The organism is Pseudomonas glycinis, assembly GCF_054871425.1.
This window is the reverse complement of the sequence record NZ_JBTYHF010000005.1, coordinates 148,248-166,251: the sequence shown is the minus strand read 5'-3', so window position 1 is coordinate 166,251 and position 18,004 is coordinate 148,248. Positions and strand designations below refer to the sequence as shown.

Genomic DNA, 18,004 nt, shown 5'->3' with positions numbered 1-18,004 from the left:
CTAGGTTATGCGTTCCCACCGGTTCGACTTGAAGGAACGCGTCATGAAACTGATCGGCATGCTCGACTCCCCCTACGTGCGCCGCGTAGCAATCTCCGCCAAATGCCTGGGGATTGACCTCGAACACGAGTCGGTCTCGGTGTTCCGCCACTTCGAACGATTTCAGCAGATCAACCCTGTGGTCAAGGCGCCCACATTGATCCTCGACGACGGCGTGGTCCTGATGGACTCGACCCTCATCCTCGATTACCTCGAAGCCAGCTGCGGCAAAAGCCTGCTGCCAAGCGATCTCAAACAACGCGCTCAAGCCCTGCGCCTGATCGGCCTCAGTCTCGCCGCCTGCGAAAAAGCCGTGCAGCTTTACTACGAACGCAACCTGCGCCCGGCCGACATTCAATATCAGCCGTGGGTCGAACGCGTCGAAAGCCAGCTCGCCGCCGCGTTTACCGCACTGGAAAAAGAACTTGAAGACAGTGACTTGCCTGTCGACGGCTCCCTCGCCCAGACCGGCATCAGCCTGGCGGTTGCCTGGAGCTTCACCGAACTCGTCGTACCCGATCAGATCGACGCAGCACGCTTTGCGCGTATCGCCGAGTACACCGCCTACGCAGAAGGCACCGATGCGTTCATCAACACACCGATGAACTGATCATGAGCTCCACCGACACCGCCGCCCCGGCGTTAAAGGAAATCTTCAACGCCGAGCGCTTGCAGCACATCGCTGACGAAATGAGCGCGGTGTACCCGGCGTTCAAGTCCAAGACGTTTCTCAAACACGCCCAGGACGGACTCGCTGAACTATCAGTGATGCAACGCATGGCGCGTGTCAGCGAAAGCCTGCATGCCGTGCTGCCGCTGGACTACGAAGATTCCCTCGAAGTGCTGTTCGAACTCGCGCCACGGCTGAACAGCGGCTTTGTCAGCATGTGCCTTCCACACTACGTCGCGAGCTACGGCGCCCATGCGTTCGACACCTCAATGGACGCGCTGAAGTACTTCACCACCTTCGGCTCCTCCGAATTCGCCATCCGCTACTTTTTGCGCAGCGACCTCGAGCGCTCGCTGGAACGAATGCACGACTGGACCCGAGACGAAAACCACCACGTTCGACGCCTAGCCAGCGAAGGCAGCCGCCCTCGCCTGCCGTGGTCGTTTCGCCTGGAAGCGGTGCAGGCGGATCCGCTGCTGGCCGCCGGGATACTGGATCGGTTGAAGGCGGACGAGAGCTTGTACGTGCGCAAGTCGGTGGCGAATCATTTGAATGATGTAACGAAAGTGCATCCGGAGTGGGTGTTGGACACGATTGAAGGTTGGTCGCTGGACAACAAGCATACGGCCTGGATTGCCAAGCATGCGCTGCGCAGTTTGATCAAACAGGGCGACGTGCGCGCGTTGACGGTGATTGGCGCGGGGGCGAAGGCTGAGGTTGAGTTGTTGGATGTGCAGGTTGAGCCTACGGTGGTGAGGTTGGGGGAAGCGATTACTTTGTCGTTTACGGTGAAGTCCATGGTGGCGCACGAGCAAAGGCTGGTGATTGATTATGCAATTGAGTATGTGAAGGCGAATGGCGGGGTTTCGAGGAAGGTTTTCAAGTTGAAGACTCTGGCATTAGCGGGTTTCGGGACTGAGGTAGTGCGACGGAATCAAGTCATCAAGGATTTTACGACGCGCAAGCATTTTGCCGGGCGACATGGGGTGCAGGTGATGGTTAATGGGGAGGTGTTGGGGAGCGCGGCGTTTGACGTTTTGATTTGAGGTGAGTTGTTTATTCACCAAAAGAGCCGGTAGCGGATCAGTTCACTGGCAGCCGTGCATCGATATTGAGCGCGGCGGCACAGTGGACGACTCACGGCTTCAGCGCTTACCAACTTCCGTACGGGATGCCGAATTTCTCGATATAGCGCTTGGACTTTTCGCTGACGGGATAGGCGTAGCGTCCTTGGTTCTTACCCTGACTCGGTCCTAAAGGCTCGATCTCTGCCTGTGCTCTAGCGACCTTGATCGGATGGTGGCACTCGTCTCTGACCCAAACCTGCACAACGCCGCCAGGCGCCAGGCCCAGATAGACCGATGAAATATAGGTACTCCGCCGCTCTGGTGTTTTCGCGCAGCGCTGCGCGACCGAAGTCCGCATCATTTGCCTGGCTTCTTCGGGTATATCTACCCAAGCCCGATAAGTTTGAGGCTCTACGATGGACTGCCAGCGAACAAAAATTCTTTTTGGGAGATCAGCGCCGACCACGGCTTTTGCGGACGCGCCCACTCCGTCCCAACCACGCGCCGATTCGGTGCCGTCTTCAGGTTGCCCGCCCGATGCCGATCCACCACCGGTACGCAAAAATGTCTTTCCCTTTATATCTTCCACAGCAGTGTCTTCAACCCAGACCTTCATGTAGTTGGGTTCGGTAAACCCGAGCTCCCACCAAGGGGATTTAGGGTCGTTTTTTGCTGACAGCGGGTCGGCATTACAACCAGCCACAAAAAGCGTACACAGCAGTGCTGTAAATAACTTCATTACCAAAGCGTCCAGTCAGGTACGTGTGGGTGCTTTACTCGGATTGCATCTTCCGTGGGGGCGTTGATGTAAACAGCTCTGATGCCACTCCCATCTCTCCTGCCAAGCGGATGGTTCCAGTTGGCGGACGTGTGAATGTACTTGAGTTTGAGTATTTGCTCCTCCTCTGGCGTGGTGCTGTAGTCGCCGGAGACAAAACGATCACACATGGGCTTGAGTTCTTCAGGAACGGCGAAGTCTGGCGTCTCGGGAATGTCTTCGAAGAGAACGCCTTTGGCTCTGGCGAGTTGATGCATCACGCGCAGGCTCACTCTCGACAGTAATCCACTCACCGGACGCTTGAGTTGGACGGCCGCATAGACTCGCTTGACTCGAGGACTAAGTCGATCCTGAGGGCTGACCGGTAGCAGTAATGGCGGTGGCGTAACGATCTCGAGATTTTCGAGCGGCCAACCCTTGGCTAGCCACTGATTTCTCACATTGATCGCATCCTGGTAGATCGATGTGGTAGCGACGTCAGTATACGTACCGACCTCTAGCGTCTGCATTGGGCTAACGAGAACACACTCTTCAGCGTCCTCAAGGTAACCTCCACCCACATCGGAATGCACACCCGGCAAGACGATTTCCGGATGATCCATCGCTACTCGATTGAGAGCAAAGTTAGCCCTGCATTCATCCCGCGCAGCCAACTGCACAACGTCGGTGAAATAACGTCGGTCGAGATAGAGTTTGACCCCCGTTGCGACTGCGCTTTTTATGTTGCCCAGATTGGACCATCCAGCAATCGACGGTACCGTGTCGAACAGCCCAATGAAGCCCACGTTGATGTCGCTGTGATACTGATCAACAAAGGTCGAACTGAGGGCATCGGACATACTGCGGAGAATGTCGCCTAAAGGCCCTTGTTTGCCACGCACTATCTCGTTGGCGAAATGTCTGGCGGCTGCGGCACCGCGACTAAAGCCAAACGTGTCGAAAGTCAACGAAGCAATTTCACTACCGGGATTTTTGTCCAATACTTCAGTGATACGCTGTTCGATCACCGCGAAACAGGACTGGACTCGCCCTGCAACGCCGGTTTCACCACGTCCTGTACCGGCGCCGAATTTACTGTCTTCTTTACCTGAACGGGTACCTATACCTTCGACGTAGACCATACCGAAAGCTCTCTTTCGTGGCCCTTCTCCCTCAGCGAGTCGTGTTGCTCCATACAGTTCGCTCAGCTTCTTCACATTGCTGACATCGCTACCATAACTACTATCCGGATCACCCATATAAGGCTGGCAACTGACGGGAATATCCTCAGGCGCAATCGGATGCTGAGCACCACACAACAACCCCGCAGCTGAGTTGTTCGCGTTGTTGCCCGTGCCATCAAAGAACACCCCGATCCTCAACGCAATCCCGATTTTCTCAGGCGCGCGCGCAGGCTCTTTCCCATGCTTCTCATACTCGGCCCAATGCTGGGCGTGTATGTCGACGGGTTTGGCTTCTTCGTAGCGATAGTTTTTCGGCGGGTTTGGAACGTAGCCACTCAATCCTTGATTCCTTCTGATCCTTGAAGAACGGCCAGAAGGGTGACAGCCGGGAGGGGGCGGTGCAAGCCGTGGCGGTGTGCCAGCCATGGAGCGTCAGTGCGAGCAGGCTCACTCCCAAAAAGGAATGAGCCTGGCTGGGGATGGCGGGTCAAATCGACCGCTGATTCACCCGCGCCATCAACTGTTCAGCACTTTCCTTGCGCTCGGAATAGCGGTCCACCAGATGCGCCTGCTGCCCACGCAGCAGCATGGTGAACTTCACCAGTTCTTCCATCACATCCACCACACGGTCGTAGAACGGCGAAGGTTTCATCCGCCCGGCCTCGTCGAACTCCATGTAGGCCTTCGGCACCGAGGATTGGTTGGGGATGGTGAACATGCGCATCCAGCGGCCGAGGACGCGTAGTTGGTTGACCACGTTGAACGACTGCGAGCCGCCGCAGACTTGCATCACCGCCAGGGTTTTGCCTTGGGTCGGGCGCACAGCGCCGAGTTCCAGCGGGATCCAGTCGATCTGTGCTTTGAACACGGCGGACATCGCGCCGTGGCGTTCTGGCGAGCACCAGACCTGGCCTTCCGACCACAACACCAGATCGCGCAATTCCTGGACCTTGGGATGGTCGACCGGGACGTCGTCGGGCAATGGCAAACCGGATGGGTTGAAGATCCGCGTTTCGGCGCCGAAGTGTTCGAGCAGGCGCGCGGCCTCTTCCACCAACAAGCGGCTGAAGGAGCGTTCACGGGTCGAGCCGTAGAGAAGAAGGATGCGCGGTTTGTGTTCGCCGACATTCGATGGCTTAACAGCGTCGATCAGGCTTGCGTCGAGGTTGGGCAAATGATTTGTCATGAAGCCTCCTTACAGCGTGCCGATGCGATCGAGTTCGGCTTTCAGTTGCTCACGACTGAGCGAGTGAAACGGCAGATCGAGGAAGGCTTGGCAGCGTTCACCGATGCGCATCAGAGTGGCTTGGAACGCCCCGTCGATTGCCGCTTCGTCGCCCTGCACTTCGGACGGATCTTCCAGTCCCCAATGCGTTTTCAGTGCCGGACCGAAATACACCGGACAGGTTTCGCCGGCGGCTTTGTCGCAGACAGTGATGACGATATCCGGCGGGTTGTTTGCGAAGGCATCGTTGCCTTTGCTGTGCAACCCGTCGATGGCGATGCCGTGCTTTTGCAACGTCGACAGGCTGCGCGGCAGAACCTGGCCTTTGGGAAAACTGCCGGCACTCACCGCTTGGAAACCAGCGGGAGCCAGGTGATTGAACATGGCTTCGGAAAGAATGCTGCGGCAGCTATTGGCCGTGCACATGAACAGGACTCGCATCGATGCGCTCCGTAGATAGTGGAAGATTCAGCAGCAGGCGCGTTCGCGCACGGGACGGCCATCCATGTTTTGCAGGCGCGCGGCGTTGTCCTTGAGCCAATCGGCATTGGCCTTGGATGTCAGCTGAAGGATTTCGCCAATCCATGCCGGCAGTTCCGGATTGAGGCGGTAATACACCCACTGGCCCTGACGGCGGTCGAGCAGCAAACCATTACTGCGCAGTTGCGCGAGATGGCGGCTGATTTTCGGCTGGCTGTCGTCGAGCGCACACATCAACTCGCAAACGCAGAGTTCACCTTGCTCGGCGATGAGCAGGATGGCGCGGACGCGGGTTTCATCGGCGAGGCTTTTGAAGACTTCGGTGGGGGTGATCATGGTGATCGGCTCGCCATATGCGGGAAATCGAATATACGGATATCCATATGTTTATCAACCCGTGAAAGCAGCCACGGTGAATAAACGTGTGGGAGCGAGCCTGCTCGCGAAGGCGGTGGGTCAGGCGAGGTTTGCGTATCAGATACACCGCTTTCGCGAGCAGGCTCGCTCCCACAGGGGGATTTGGATGCGCCAGGTTTAACCGCGTAAAAGCCCCTGCTCGGCCTCACACAACCCCACCACATAATCCCAGACCACCCGCAGCCGCACCGATTTATGCAGCTCCCGGCGGGTGCTGATCCAGTAGCTGCGCTCGATGCTTTCATCCGGCAACAGTGCCACCAGATCCGGGTCGGACGCGGCCATGTAACACGGCAGCACGGCGATGCCCAACCCCGAGCGCGCCGCTTCCTGCTGGGCAATGACGCTGGTGCTGTGAAACACCACGCGCGGGCTGCGGCAGAAGCTGTTGAGGAACATCAGTTCCTGACTGAACAGCAGGTCGTCAACGTAACCGATCCACGCATGCCGGCCCAGGTCTTCACGGCTGTGCAGCGGCGGTGCGTTGTCGAGGTAGGTTTGGCTGGCATACAACGCGAGTCGATAGTCGGTGAGTTTGCGCGTGACCAGCATGTCGGCGGATGGCCGTTCGAGGTGGATACTGATTTCCGCTTCGCGGTTGAGGATGCTGACAAAGCGCGGCACGGCGACCAGTTCCACTTCCAGCCCCGGATAGCGCTCGAACAGACCGATCATGCGGCTGGCGAGGAACTTGATGCCGAGGCCTTCGGTGACGCCGACGCGGATCTTGCCCAGCGGCGCGGTGGACTGGGTGATTTCTTCCTGCGCCAGCAGCGCGACGTTTTCCATCGCTTCGGCGTGCTTGAGCAGCGCCTCCCCCGCCGGGGTCATTTCATAGCCCTGGGCGTGCTGGACGAACAGCGCCGTACCGAGGCTTTTCTCGATCGATTCAATATGCCGCGCCACCGTCGCGTGGGTGGTGTTGAGCCGGCGCGCGGCGGTGAGCAGGCGGCCGCTGCGTTGCAGCTCGAGAAAAAAGCGCAGGTCGTTCCAGTCGAACATGGCAGGTCCTTGTCAGCTGTCGTCACTTCGGGCTGTTTGAAAACGCACAGCGGCTGCGCAAAAACTAACATTCTTTTAACGAAAGCTAACAACTAGAGTGTCCGACAATAAAAACAAAAAGCGAGGTCAGGGCATGCACACGTCCCTGGATGAATTCGACTACATCGTGGTCGGCGCCGGCCCCGCCGGTTGCTTGCTGGCCAACCGGCTCTCAGCGGATCCACAGCAACGGGTGTTGCTGCTCGAAGCCGGCGGACGCGACAACTACGCCTGGATTCACATTCCTGTGGGTTACCTGTTCTGCATCGGTAACCCGCGCACCGACTGGTGCTTCAAAACCGAACAACAACCGGGCCTCAATGGCCGCGCGCTGAGTTATCCGCGCGGCAAGGTGCTGGGCGGCTGTTCGTCGATCAACGGCATGATCTACATGCGTGGCCAGGCCGGCGACTATGACGGCTGGGCGGCAGAGGGCAATCCGGGCTGGGCCTGGAAAGACGTGCTGCCGCTGTTCAAACAGAGCGAAAATCACTTTGCCGGCGGCGCTGAATTTCATGGCGATCAGGGTGAATGGCGGGTCGAACAGCAGCGCCTGTCGTGGCCGATTCTGGATGCCTTTCGCAGCGCTGCCGAGCAAAGCGGCATCGCCAGCATCAATGACTTCAACCAGGGCGACAACGAGGGCTGCGGCTACTTTCAGGTCAACCAGAAAGCCGGGGTGCGCTGGAACGCGGCCAAGGCCTTTTTGAAACCGCTGCGCAGCCGGGCGAACCTGACTGTGCTGACCGGCGTCGAGGTTGATCGTGTCTTGCTGGAGAATGGCCGCGCGGCGAAAGTCAACGCGCAGCATGAAGGCCAGACCAGACAGTTCAAGGCGCGCAAGGAGATTGTTTTGTGCGCCGGCTCGGTCGGCTCGCCGAGCATTCTGCAGCGCTCCGGGATCGGTCCGCGGCCGCTGCTCGAACGCTTAGGGATAGGCGTGATTCATGAGCTGCCGGGGGTCGGCGGCAATCTGCAGGATCACCTGCAACTGCGCCTGATCTACAAGCTGGAAAACGCCCGTACCCTGAACCAGATCGCCGGCAGCGTGTGGGGCAAGATGGGCATGGGCCTGCGTTATCTGTACGATCGCAGCGGGCCGTTGTCGATGGCGCCGAGTCAGTTGGGCGCGTTTGCCCGCTCCGGCCCCGAGCAAACCTCGGCGAACCTGCAATATCACGTGCAACCGCTGTCGCTGGAGCGCTTTGGCGAGCCGCTGCACAGCTTCCCGGCGTTCACCGCCTCGGTGTGTGACCTGCGCCCGCAGAGCCGTGGGCGCATCGAGATTCGCTCCGCCGATCCGCAAGCGGCGCCGCTGATCCAGCCCAATTACCTCAGCCATCCAGAAGATCTGCGCGTCGCCGCCGATGCGATTCGCCTGACTCGGCGCATCGTCAGCGCCCCTGCCCTGCAAGCGTTCAAACCGGTCGAATACCTGCCCGGCGACAGCTTGCAAAGCGAAGAACAATTGCATGAAGCGGCGGCGAAAATCGGCACGACGATTTTCCATCCGGTCGGCACCTGTCGCATGGGCAACGACGGTGACGCAGTGGTCGATGCGCAATTGCGCGTGCATGGCGTGCCGGGTCTGCGCGTTGCCGATGCGTCGATCATGCCAAGAATTACCTCGGGCAATACCTGTTCGCCTACGCTGATGATTGCCGAGAAGGCGGCACAACTGATTTTGTCCAGATCTGCAGATATTTCCCATGTGGGAGCGAGCCTGCTCGCGAATGCGGTAGCTCACTCAGCCTAGGAGTTGACTGGCAAAAAGCTTTCGCGAGCAGGCTCGCTCCCACAGGAATCATCACCAGACTCAGGCATCGCGCATTACCGGACACGCAACACCAGTGGAACAACAAAAACAATCACTGTGAGGGATACCGATATGTCAGAACACGTTCAGCCGCTGGACGCTGCGGGCAGCGCCGAGACCAGCAACGCCACGCAGAAAGTCATCTTCGCTTCATCACTCGGGACGGTGTTCGAGTGGTATGACTTCTTCCTCTACGGCGCCCTCGCGGCGGTGATCAGCAAGCAGTTTTTTGCCGGGGTCAACGACACCACGGCATTCATCTTCGCGCTCATGGCGTTCGCCGCCGGCTTCATCGTACGGCCGTTCGGCGCGTTGGTGTTCGGCCGCCTGGGCGACATGATCGGGCGCAAATACACCTTTCTGGCGACGATCATTCTGATGGGCGTGGCGACGTTCTGCGTCGGCCTGCTGCCGACCTACGCCAGCATTGGCATCGCCGCGCCGATCATTCTGGTGGTGCTGCGCATGCTTCAGGGCCTGGCGCTCGGTGGCGAATACGGTGGTGCGGCGACCTACGTGGCCGAACATGCGCCGATCGGCAAACGCGGCTTCCACACCAGTTGGATTCAATCCACCGCGACCCTCGGCCTGCTGCTCTCGCTGCTGGTAGTGCTCGGTTGCCGCTACTTCACCGGCGACCAGTTTGAGGTGTGGGGCTGGCGCATTCCGTTTCTGCTGTCGATCGTCCTGTTGGGTATTTCCACCTGGATTCGCCTGAGCCTGCACGAGTCGCCGGCCTATCTGAAGATGAAGGAAGAAGGCAAAACCTCGAAGGCACCAATCCGCGAATCCTTCGGCAAATGGGAAAACCTCAAAGTCGTGCTGATCGCGCTGTTCAGCATCAACGCCGGGCAAGCGGTGACCTTTTACGCTGCGCAGTTCTATGTGCTGTTCTTCCTCACCCAGTTCCTGAAAATGGACCCGGCGGTGGCCAACAGTCTGCTGATCATCAGCGTGGTGATCGGCGCGCCGTTCTTCATCTTTTTCGGCTGGCTGTCGGACAAGGTCGGACGCAAACCCGTGCTGATGCTCGGCCTGCTGCTGGCCACCGCGCTGTACTTCCCGATCTTCAAATCCCTGGCCCATTACGCCAACCCGGCAATCGATCAGGCCAGCCGTCAGGCGCCGATCACCGTCCTCGCCGACCCCGCCACTTGCACCTTCCAGTTCGATCCGGTGGGCAAGGCCAAATTCGACAGCCCCTGCGACAAGGTCAAGACCTTCCTGGTCAAACAAGGCCTGCCCTACTCCAGCGTCGCAGCACCTGCGGGCAGCGCCGTGCAAGTGAGTGTCGGCGACGTGAAGCTGGATGGTTTCGATGAGGCGGCACTGCGCGGCGCGATCACCCTCGCCGGCTACCCGCAACAAGCCGATATGCAGCAGATCAACAAACCGATGATCGTCGCCCTGATCGTCGCGTTGATCATCATCTCGGCCATGTGCTACGGACCGCTGGCGGCGCTGATGGTCGAACTGTTCCCGACCCGCATTCGCTACACGTCGATGTCGCTGCCCTATCACATCGGCAACGGCTGGTTTGGCGGCTTCCTGCCCACCGTGTCGTTTGCGCTGGTGGTGTACACCGGGGATATTTTCTACGGGCTGTGGTATCCGGTGCTGATCACCGGGGTGAGCCTGGTGGTGGGGATGATCTGTCTGCGTGAGACGAAGAATATCGATCTCGACAAGAACTGAAAAACCCGCTCACACAATGGCGAGGGAAGCGATTCTCTCGCCATTTTTTGCTTCAGGCGTCCGCCTTGATCACTTCGAATGTCACCTGGTCCGGATAAAAGGCCACGTAGTCGCGGATCGGTGCGACGGAGACCTTCGGGTTTTCGTACGTCCACACCGCGTTGGCACCCTCATGTCCGGGCACTTGCAGGCTGAAATAGTTGGCGTCGCCCTTGTACGGGCAATAGCTGGTGTGGTCGGTGCGGGCGAAGTATTTTTCGTCGATGTCTTCGCGCGGGATGTAGTACACCGGCGGATAGTTGGCCTCATTGAGGATCAGCGCGTGGGAGGACGCGGCGACCTGGATGCCGTGGAATTTCACCAGCAGGCAGCCGCTGAGTTGTTCAACGCTGATCACGGGGCTGGGGCTTTTCATGGGGTTCTCCTGAAGACGGCGAAGAGACCGGTTCAGGTATAGCTGATGGTTGCGCAGCTCGACTGGATTACGGCCGAACGGCTAAACCTCCTGCAACGCTTTTATCTGTATATCCATACAGATAAAAGTTGCTCGCGTCGCAGACTCCAGCCATCCTGTGCGCTCCCACAAACCAACCAGCGATGGTAGCTATGCGGCTGTACCTCTGTGAAAAACCTTCCCAGGCCAAAGACATTGCGGCCGTGCTCGGCGCCAGGCGTCGCGGCGACGGCTGCTGGTTGGGGACGGACCTCACAGTGACCTGGTGCATCGGCCATTTGCTCGAAACCGCGCCGCCGGATGCCTACGACGCGCGCTACAAGCGCTGGTTGCTGGCTGATCTGCCGATCATTCCCGACAAATGGAAAATGACCGTCAAGCCGCGCACCGCCAGTCAGTACAAAGCGGTGAAACGTCTGCTTGGCGAGGCCAGCGAACTGATCATCGCCACCGACGCCGACCGCGAGGGCGAGATGATCGCTCGGGAACTGGTCGAGCACTGCCGCTATCGCGGGCCGATCCGCCGCTTGTGGCTGTCGGCGCTGGACGAAGCGTCGATTCGCAAGGCGCTGGCAGCGCTGAAACCGGGCGCAGAGACGTTCAGTCTGTATCACTCGGCACTGGGCCGATCGCGGGCGGACTGGCTGATCGGCATGAACATGAGCCGGTTGTTCACCTTGTTGGGCCGGCAGTCGGGTTATCAGGGCGTGCTGCCTGTGGGCCGAGTGCAGACGCCCACCCTGCGACTGGTGGTCGACCGCGACCGCAGCATCGCCGATTTCGTCCCCGTACCGTTCTGGGCAATCGACGTGGATTTGCTGCACAACGGCACGACGTTTACCGCACAGTGGCGCGCACCATCAGACGTTTGTGATGATCAGGATCGCTGCCTGAATCAGGCGTTGGCGCAACAAGCAGCGGCGGCGATCAGCAGTGCAGACAGCGCACGGGTGATCAAGCTGAAAACCGAGCGCATGCGCGAAGTCGCGCCCCTGCCCTTCGATCTTGGCACCTTGCAGGAAGTCTGCTCGAAAAAGCTTGGCCTTGGTGCGCAGGAAACCCTCGACATCGCTCAAGCCCTGTATGAAACCTACAAAGTCATCACCTATCCGCGCAGTGACTGCGGCTTTCTGCCATTGAGCCAGCACAGTGAGGCGCCATCGATCCTCACAGCGTTGCGTCAGGCCGATCCGAGCCTTGAACCTTTGCAGAGGCATCTCGAACCGCAGCGGCGCTCGCGGGCCTGGAATGACGCGAAGGTCAGCGCTCACCACGGCATCATCCCTACCATCGCCGCGAAGAACCTCGAACGCCTGACCGGCAAGCATCGCGCGGTGTACACGCTGATTCGTGCGCGCTACCTGGCGCAGTTCCTGCCCAATCACGAATACGATCGCACCCAGGCCGATTTCGATTGCAACGGGCAGGCGTTGCGCGCGGTCGGCAAGCAGATCATCGAAGCGGGCTGGAAGCGCGCATTGCCCGAAGCACTGGCACCGGCCAGGGGCCGCGAAGCCCCCGCGCCGCAAACCTTGCCGACCCTCAGCCAAGGCGTCGAATGCGCTGTGGGGAAAGTGAATCTCAAGGATCTGTGGACGCAGCCACCAAAACCCTACACCGAAGGCGATCTGATCAAGGCGATGAAGAACGTCGCCAAACTGGTCGAGGATCCGCTGCTCAAACAGAAACTCAAGGACACTACCGGCATCGGCACGGAAGCTACCCGCGCATCGATCATCCAAGGGCTGCTGGATCGTGGTTATCTGGTGAAGAACGGCAAGGCACTGGCGGCGACACCTGCGGCGTTCAGCCTGATCGATGCGGTACCGCGCGCGATCGCCGATCCCGGCACTACGGCGATCTGGGAACAGGCGCTGGACATGGTGCAAAGCGGCGAGATGAGTCTGGAAGAATTCGTCACCAAACAGGCTGCGTGGATGAGCAAGCAGGTCAGCCGCTGCTCAGCCCTCAGCCTGACCATCAGCGGCCCGCCGCCTGCCGGCAAAGCCGCAGCGCCGTGGAAAAAAAAGCGCAAGTCGACGGCCAGCAAAGCCGCCGGTACGCGCAAACGCACGGCGCGTCCGGCGACTCGATGAATCCCTTGAGGTTCCCTTCTCTACGTTGCTGAAACGGACCTTTTCTCATTCCAAAACAGCTTTGTCCGACAATATGTAGTGCTTGAAAATAATCACTACAAAACCGTTGACGGCATCGTTTTGCTTTTGCATGATGAAGACGTTCCCCGATCGGGAGCACTGGTAACACGCTTGAGCAAACTCGTCTGACCGCCGAGTTGTTTTTTCCGGATACACGCTGCCCACAAGGCAGATTGAAGAAGCTGACCTGGCCTGAACGTCCAGTACAAGGACGAGAAGCGCTGGCGAAAATTCTCAAGACGCTTGTGGCCGACACTGGATTGTCGTCAAGGAGCCTCCCGGTTTTCGCTGCTTCTCCTCGTTGTGACGCTATTGCGTAGCAGTTATTCAACACGACTACATGCAACAGATGCATGACCCCGTACTTCATACGGGCGAGCGCTGACGTCCTGGTTTCGGTGCCAGGGATCAACTAACCGATGGGCTACCTGTATTAGCGAATCAACTTTGAAAGATCACCAGACTGGTCAAGGGGCATAACAATGAATCTGAACAATCAACCCACCATTGAAGAACTGGCGCGTATGTTCGCGGCGCAGAAAGACAGCCACGACAGCCATATTCTCTGGATCAGCAAGTCGGGCCAGGTACACATTGACTGCCTGTCGCCTCACGCTGGCGAAGAAGAATTCGACCGCAACCACCAGAACCTGCTGGCCCGCCTGAAGATGTACCGCCGCGGCCACGGTTATGTCGGCAAGAAGGCTGCGGCCGACAAGGACTTCATTGGAAGTGTGCTGCAGACGCTTAAACAGGCGTGGGATTCGATGCAGAATCAGAATGAAGTTCGGGTGATTGATCGGTTGTATTGAGTTGTAGGTTGTTTAACTAAGGGCCTGCTTCCGATTGGGAGCAGGCCCTTTGTTGTTCTTTTGAGTTTTGCGGCGTGAGTGCCCCCGTCGCCCCTCACCCCAGCCCTCTCCCGAGGGAGAGGGAGCCGACCGAGTTGCCTCAGCTCAACCGTAGACCTGAATGACCGTGGCGATTATGAGTCAACGAAGCTCGTTCAGGTCGGAGTAACTTGACCAAACACCTCGGTCAGTCCCCTCTCCCGCTGGGAGAGGGTTAGGGTGAGGGGCTTTTCATGCCGAGCACCAGCTCCACAAACGCCAACGCCGCCGCACTGTGATAATTATTTCTGCGCCGCAACAACGCCGCGCCACGCTGTGGCGCCTCCCCTTCGACCCGCAAGCGGCGCAACGCGCGGTCTTCGCTGGCAATCGCCTCGGGCAGCATGGTCGCCAGCGGCGCATGCCGCACCACTTCCAGCAACGTACTCACCGAATTCACTTCAATCCGCACCTGCGGCGTAATCCCGTGCTCACGGAAATACTCATCCACCAATAACCGCGTAATGAAGCCCGGCGCCAGCAAGGCGAAATCCAGTGAAGCAACCTCCACCGGCGTCAACACCGAAGGGCTGTCATAGAGCGGATGCCCAGGCCCGACCATGATCCCCAGCGTCTCGGTAAACGCCGGTATGCATTCGATATCGGCATTGCGCACCGGGGTAAACGCGATCGCGACATCCAGCGAGTCATCCGCCAGCCCGGCCTCGATGTCGTCCATCGACAACTCGAAGATCTCCAGATGAATCCCGGGAAACCGTGCCCGGTAGTCGCGCACCAGTGGCCCGACCAGATACGCCATGAACGTCGGCGTCATCGCCAGGCGCAGGGTGCCGCGGGACAAGTCCTTCACGTCGTGCAAGGCGCGCTGCCCGGCCTCCAGCTCCACCAGCACGCGCCGCGCGCACTCGATGTAAGCCACGCCGGCATCTGTCGGCTTCACCGTGCGCGAGGTGCGATCGAACAGGCTCACGCCGAGGGTTTCTTCCAGTTGCCTAATCTGCTGCGACAACGTCGGCTGCGACACATGCAGCGCTTCGGCGGCGCGGGTGAAGCCACCGTGATCGGCAACGGCGAGCAAATAACGCAAATGTCGCAACAGCATGAGGGCACCATCTATAGGCAGGGCTTATGCGAAGCATTGTATATCGGTCTTGGACGCTATGAATCGACCGGCGCAACATTGCTTCCACACACAGCAAGCCAACCCCTGAAAGGAGTGACACCATGCAACAGTCCCACGCCTACAACGACAATAGCCTGGCCCTGACCACCCGCGTTCTCGACGCCAAGGCGAAGAAAGATCTGTCGTGGCAGGATCTTGCTGACGGCGCCGGCCTCAGCCTGGCCTACGTCACCGCCGCCCTGCTCGGCCAGCATCCGCTGCCGGAAAACGCTGCTCGAGTGGTCGGCGACAAGCTTGACCTCAACGCCGATGACGTCGCCGCTCTGCAGATCATTCCTTTGCGTGGCAGCCTCAGCGGCGTGCCGACCGATCCGACCATCTACCGTTTTTACGAAATGATCCAGATCTACGGCACCACGCTGAAAGCACTGGTTCATGAACAGTTCGGTGACGGCATCATCAGCGCGATCAACTTCAAACTGGACATCAAAAAAGTCGAAGACCCGGAAGGCGGCTCCCGCGCGGTGGTGACGCTCGACGGCAAGTTCCTGCCGCTGCGCCCGTTCTAATGCGCCCGGCCCGCATCCTGCGTGCGGGCCATCTCATTACTGCCACGAGGACACGCCCATGAAAGCCCTGATCGACGGCTTCCTGAAATTCCAGAACGAAGCCTTCCCGCAACGCAGCGAACTGTTCAAACATCTGGCCACGACTCAGCAACCCGGCACGCTGTTCATCACCTGTTCCGACAGTCGCGTGGTGCCTGAGCTGCTGACCCAGCAAGAGCCCGGCGAACTGTTCGTGATCCGTAACGCCGGCAATATCGTGCCCTCCTACAGCCCGCATCCGGGCGGGGTCTCGGCGACGGTGGAGTATGCGGTGGCGGTACTGGGGGTGACCGATATCGTGATTTGCGGCCACTCCGATTGCGGCGCAATGACGGCGATCGCCCAGTGCGAATGCATGGATCACCTGCCCGCCGTCAGCGGCTGGCTGCAGCATGCCGAGTCGGCGAAGGTGATGAACGAAGCGCGCGTGCATGGCAGCGACGCGGCGAAATTGAGTTCGATGGTGCGCGAGAATGTGATCGCGCAACTGGCGAATATCCAGACCCACCCGAGTGTGCGCCTGGCCCAGGAGCAAGGGCGGCTGAATCTGCATGGCTGGGTGTACGACATCGAGACCGGCTCGATCGACGCGCTCTCTTCCGATCGCCGCACCTTTGTGCCGCTGGCCACGCAACCTGAGACCTGCGCAATCAGCGCTAAGACTTCCAACGCAGCCTGACGCCCCGGCCGATGATCGTTCCCACGCTCCGCGTGGGAACGCAGCCCGTGACGCTCTGCGTCACTGGACGCGGAGCGTCCCTAGAGGCATTCCCACGCGGAGCGTGGGAACGATCAGATCAAAAGATCGCAGCCTTCGGCAGCTCCTACACGGCGCGGTCCGGGTTTCAAGTCAGCGTTTTACCGTGAGATCAACCTGAGTCATCCGGCTACGCACGGTAAACACGCCATCGCCAGAAAGAATCGCGCTACGCGCAAACAGGCGCCCGCTCTCCCAGTTCGAAAGACCCAGCTCAGGCTTGTTCAACGCGTACTGGCCATCGACCCAACGGGTGATGCCGTTGCCTACGAACGGGGCATTCACCGCATTGTAGAAACGTTCCTGAACCGCCGCCGCCACGCTGATCAACGACACGGTGAATTGCGGGCTGTAACGGTTGAAGAGCGCAATCGCCTGATCCAGATCGTCGACAATCATCAGGCTGACTTCCGGGGTTTCTTCCCATTCCCACTCGCGGCCCAGCTCCGACTCGGGCAAAGACTCGGCCAGCGCTTCGGTCTGGTAACCCTCGGCGCGATAAACCTCGACCGTTGCGTTCTGCCATTCGCTTGGCAGGCAACTTTCACTGCCCGCAACGATGTGCAATTTGCAGCCTTGGCCGCGCGCAGTACCGGCGTCTTTCAAGGCATCGAGGAACAGCGGCACCAGCTCATCGGCGCGTTCGCGCTGAATCAGGCAGACGTTCAGGGTATTGCAGACCTTGCGGTCCAGCGAGTTGCGCACCACTGCCGCGAAGCGAGTGGCGTCGGCGTCACGGTCGGCGATCAGCCACGCGCCGCCGGTACCGTGCAGGCTGACGGCAGTGCCGGCCTGTTGAGCAATGCTGCCCAACTGACTGACCGCACGGCCCGAGCCGCGCGCCACCGCCAGCGACAGACGCCGATCGGCAAACATCGCCCAACCAGCGGCGTGATTGACACTTTCGACCAACGACACCGCCCCCACCGGCAAGCCGGCTTCGGCCAGTGCTGGATTCAGCGCGTGAGTGACGATGGCTTGCGCAGTGCCCAACGCATCGCTGCCGATGCGCAGCACAGCCGTATTACCGGTGCGCAACACCCCGGCGGCGTCGGCAAATACGTTGGGTCGGCCTTCGAAGACAAACGCGACGATGCCCAGCGGCGAGATCACTTGCTCAACCTTCCAGCCATCGTGCTCGACACTGCTGATCACTTTGCCCCTGGTCGGTGGCGCATCACGCCAGGCGCGCAGCCCGGCGATCATGTCGCGGCGCATGCGTTCATCAGCGAGCAAGCGTGTGGTCGAGCGGCCGCGCGCTTTGGCCCGTTCGATGTCGGCGCGGTTGGCGGCTTCGATCTGCGTCCAGCATTCAGGGTTTTCCAGGCGCTGAGCGAATAGATCGAAAAATCGGCTGATGGCTTCATCGGACACCGCCGACAACGCTGTGAATGCCGCAGCCGCACGCTCGATTGCCACCGAGGCGGCCTGTTGATCGGCCACGGGGATCAGCAACAACTCGCCACTGACCTGCTCGACCAGCAGATGGTCACCGGGCTGAAACCGCGCGGCCAGTTCGGGGCTGACCACGGTGACGCGGTTACCAGCGAAAGGGATCGGCGTGCCAGCAACTAGACGTTCGAGCGCAAGAGACATGAAGCGGATTCACCATGCAGAGGGCGGCCGGAAAATGTATAGAACACGATCCTGCAAAGCAACACTGC

At 59.6% G+C, this 18,004-nt stretch carries 17 protein-coding genes; 8 read left to right on the top strand and 9 right to left on the bottom strand.

What is annotated here, in order from left to right; genetic code table 11:
* Nucleotides 1-43 precede the first annotated feature (43 nt).
* Nucleotides 44-649 carry a glutathione S-transferase gene (locus tag ACYSTU_RS13840; protein ID WP_016775097.1) on the top strand — a complete coding sequence of 202 codons (606 nt, stop codon included), beginning with the start codon at nucleotides 44-46 and terminating at the stop codon, nucleotides 647-649.
* Between the two features lie 2 nt (nucleotides 650-651).
* Nucleotides 652-1,755 (top strand): DNA alkylation repair protein, encoded by a 1,104-nt coding sequence (locus ACYSTU_RS13835; RefSeq protein ID WP_498999355.1) that lies wholly within the window; start codon nucleotides 652-654, stop codon nucleotides 1,753-1,755.
* A gap of 106 nt (nucleotides 1,756-1,861) precedes the next feature.
* On the opposite strand, the gene ACYSTU_RS13830 is transcribed toward ACYSTU_RS13835, so the two are convergent.
* From ACYSTU_RS13830 to ACYSTU_RS13805, 6 genes are all read right to left on the bottom strand, one after another.
* Entirely contained in the window at nucleotides 1,862-2,515 is a 654-nt protein-coding gene (locus ACYSTU_RS13830) for a DUF2931 family protein (protein WP_110645605.1), read from the bottom strand.
* Nucleotides 2,515-4,056, bottom strand: coding sequence for a phospholipase effector Tle1 domain-containing protein (locus ACYSTU_RS13825; RefSeq protein ID WP_498999352.1), 1,542 nt, complete (start codon nucleotides 4,054-4,056; stop codon nucleotides 2,515-2,517). Before ACYSTU_RS13825 ends, ACYSTU_RS13830 begins: the two co-directional genes overlap by 1 nt.
* A gap of 148 nt (nucleotides 4,057-4,204) precedes the next feature.
* Nucleotides 4,205-4,903 carry an arsenical resistance protein ArsH gene (arsH, locus tag ACYSTU_RS13820; protein ID WP_217878428.1) on the bottom strand — a complete coding sequence of 233 codons (699 nt, stop codon included), beginning with the start codon at nucleotides 4,901-4,903 and terminating at the stop codon, nucleotides 4,205-4,207.
* A 9-nt stretch (nucleotides 4,904-4,912) separates the two neighbouring features.
* Nucleotides 4,913-5,383, bottom strand: a complete 471-nt coding sequence (locus tag ACYSTU_RS13815; protein ID WP_101155199.1) for an arsenate reductase ArsC — start codon at nucleotides 5,381-5,383, stop codon at nucleotides 4,913-4,915.
* A gap of 27 nt (nucleotides 5,384-5,410) precedes the next feature.
* Entirely contained in the window at nucleotides 5,411-5,758 is a 348-nt protein-coding gene (locus tag ACYSTU_RS13810; protein ID WP_016775103.1) for a metalloregulator ArsR/SmtB family transcription factor, read from the bottom strand.
* Nucleotides 5,759-5,956: 198 nt separating this feature from the next.
* Nucleotides 5,957-6,841: a LysR family transcriptional regulator gene (locus ACYSTU_RS13805; protein ID WP_016775104.1), complete on the bottom strand. Its 885-nt coding sequence runs from the start codon at nucleotides 6,839-6,841 to the stop codon at nucleotides 5,957-5,959.
* 133 nt (nucleotides 6,842-6,974) lie between these two features.
* On the opposite strand from ACYSTU_RS13805, the gene ACYSTU_RS13800 reads away from it, so the two are divergent.
* The gene (locus ACYSTU_RS13800; protein WP_498999347.1) at nucleotides 6,975-8,636 is read left to right on the top strand and encodes a GMC family oxidoreductase; all 1,662 of its coding nucleotides are present in this window, start codon (nucleotides 6,975-6,977) and stop codon (nucleotides 8,634-8,636) included.
* 132 nt (nucleotides 8,637-8,768) lie between these two features.
* A complete protein-coding gene (locus ACYSTU_RS13795) occupies nucleotides 8,769-10,391 on the top strand; it encodes an MFS transporter (protein ID WP_024013261.1) in 1,623 nt (540 codons plus the stop codon).
* A gap of 52 nt (nucleotides 10,392-10,443) precedes the next feature.
* Here ACYSTU_RS13795 and ACYSTU_RS13790 read toward each other — a convergent pair whose 3' ends face one another.
* Nucleotides 10,444-10,806 (bottom strand): DUF427 domain-containing protein, encoded by a 363-nt coding sequence (locus tag ACYSTU_RS13790; protein WP_024013262.1) that lies wholly within the window; start codon nucleotides 10,804-10,806, stop codon nucleotides 10,444-10,446.
* A gap of 191 nt (nucleotides 10,807-10,997) precedes the next feature.
* Here ACYSTU_RS13790 and ACYSTU_RS13785 point away from each other — a divergent pair, with 191 nt between their 5' ends.
* Both ACYSTU_RS13785 and ACYSTU_RS13780 read left to right on the top strand, forming a co-directional pair.
* Nucleotides 10,998-12,941, top strand: coding sequence for a DNA topoisomerase III (locus tag ACYSTU_RS13785; RefSeq protein ID WP_498999343.1), 1,944 nt, complete (start codon nucleotides 10,998-11,000; stop codon nucleotides 12,939-12,941).
* Between the two features lie 542 nt (nucleotides 12,942-13,483).
* Nucleotides 13,484-13,813 carry a hypothetical protein gene (locus ACYSTU_RS13780; protein WP_041480831.1) on the top strand — a complete coding sequence of 110 codons (330 nt, stop codon included), beginning with the start codon at nucleotides 13,484-13,486 and terminating at the stop codon, nucleotides 13,811-13,813.
* A 253-nt stretch (nucleotides 13,814-14,066) separates the two neighbouring features.
* Here the strand turns inward: ACYSTU_RS13780 and cynR are convergent, their stop codons facing one another.
* Nucleotides 14,067-14,954 carry a transcriptional regulator CynR gene (cynR, locus tag ACYSTU_RS13775; RefSeq protein WP_498999339.1) on the bottom strand — a complete coding sequence of 296 codons (888 nt, stop codon included), beginning with the start codon at nucleotides 14,952-14,954 and terminating at the stop codon, nucleotides 14,067-14,069.
* A 122-nt stretch (nucleotides 14,955-15,076) separates the two neighbouring features.
* Here cynR and cynS point away from each other — a divergent pair, with 122 nt between their 5' ends.
* Entirely contained in the window at nucleotides 15,077-15,544 is a 468-nt protein-coding gene (cynS, locus tag ACYSTU_RS13770) for a cyanase (protein ID WP_130900439.1), read from the top strand.
* Nucleotides 15,545-15,602: 58 nt separating this feature from the next.
* Nucleotides 15,603-16,262, top strand: a complete 660-nt coding sequence (locus ACYSTU_RS13765) for a carbonic anhydrase (protein ID WP_498999336.1) — start codon at nucleotides 15,603-15,605, stop codon at nucleotides 16,260-16,262.
* Nucleotides 16,263-16,433: 171 nt separating this feature from the next.
* Here ACYSTU_RS13765 and ACYSTU_RS13760 read toward each other — a convergent pair whose 3' ends face one another.
* Nucleotides 16,434-17,936 carry an aldehyde dehydrogenase family protein gene (locus ACYSTU_RS13760; protein ID WP_498999333.1) on the bottom strand — a complete coding sequence of 501 codons (1,503 nt, stop codon included), beginning with the start codon at nucleotides 17,934-17,936 and terminating at the stop codon, nucleotides 16,434-16,436.
* Nucleotides 17,937-18,004 lie beyond the last annotated feature (68 nt).

Bases quoted from the DNA above. Each gene is read 5' to 3' on its own strand.
- ACYSTU_RS13840 (WP_016775097.1), top strand. From the start codon at position 44: ATGAAACTGATCGGCATGCTCGACTCCCCCTACGTGCGCCGCGTAGCA.
- ACYSTU_RS13835 (WP_498999355.1), top strand. From the start codon at position 652: ATGAGCTCCACCGACACCGCCGCCCCGGCGTTAAAGGAAATCTTCAAC.
- ACYSTU_RS13830 (WP_110645605.1), bottom strand. From the start codon at position 2,515: ATGAAGTTATTTACAGCACTGCTGTGTACGCTTTTTGTGGCTGGTTGT.
- arsH (WP_217878428.1), bottom strand. From the start codon at position 4,903: ATGACAAATCATTTGCCCAACCTCGACGCAAGCCTGATCGACGCTGTT.
- ACYSTU_RS13815 (WP_101155199.1), bottom strand. From the start codon at position 5,383: ATGCGAGTCCTGTTCATGTGCACGGCCAATAGCTGCCGCAGCATTCTT.
- ACYSTU_RS13810 (WP_016775103.1), bottom strand. From the start codon at position 5,758: ATGATCACCCCCACCGAAGTCTTCAAAAGCCTCGCCGATGAAACCCGC.
- ACYSTU_RS13805 (WP_016775104.1), bottom strand. From the start codon at position 6,841: ATGTTCGACTGGAACGACCTGCGCTTTTTTCTCGAGCTGCAACGCAGC.
- ACYSTU_RS13800 (WP_498999347.1), top strand. From the start codon at position 6,975: ATGCACACGTCCCTGGATGAATTCGACTACATCGTGGTCGGCGCCGGC.
- ACYSTU_RS13795 (WP_024013261.1), top strand. From the start codon at position 8,769: ATGTCAGAACACGTTCAGCCGCTGGACGCTGCGGGCAGCGCCGAGACC.
- ACYSTU_RS13790 (WP_024013262.1), bottom strand. From the start codon at position 10,806: ATGAAAAGCCCCAGCCCCGTGATCAGCGTTGAACAACTCAGCGGCTGC.
- ACYSTU_RS13785 (WP_498999343.1), top strand. From the start codon at position 10,998: ATGCGGCTGTACCTCTGTGAAAAACCTTCCCAGGCCAAAGACATTGCG.
- ACYSTU_RS13780 (WP_041480831.1), top strand. From the start codon at position 13,484: ATGAATCTGAACAATCAACCCACCATTGAAGAACTGGCGCGTATGTTC.
- cynR (WP_498999339.1), bottom strand. From the start codon at position 14,954: ATGCTGTTGCGACATTTGCGTTATTTGCTCGCCGTTGCCGATCACGGT.
- cynS (WP_130900439.1), top strand. From the start codon at position 15,077: ATGCAACAGTCCCACGCCTACAACGACAATAGCCTGGCCCTGACCACC.
- ACYSTU_RS13765 (WP_498999336.1), top strand. From the start codon at position 15,603: ATGAAAGCCCTGATCGACGGCTTCCTGAAATTCCAGAACGAAGCCTTC.
- ACYSTU_RS13760 (WP_498999333.1), bottom strand. From the start codon at position 17,936: ATGTCTCTTGCGCTCGAACGTCTAGTTGCTGGCACGCCGATCCCTTTC.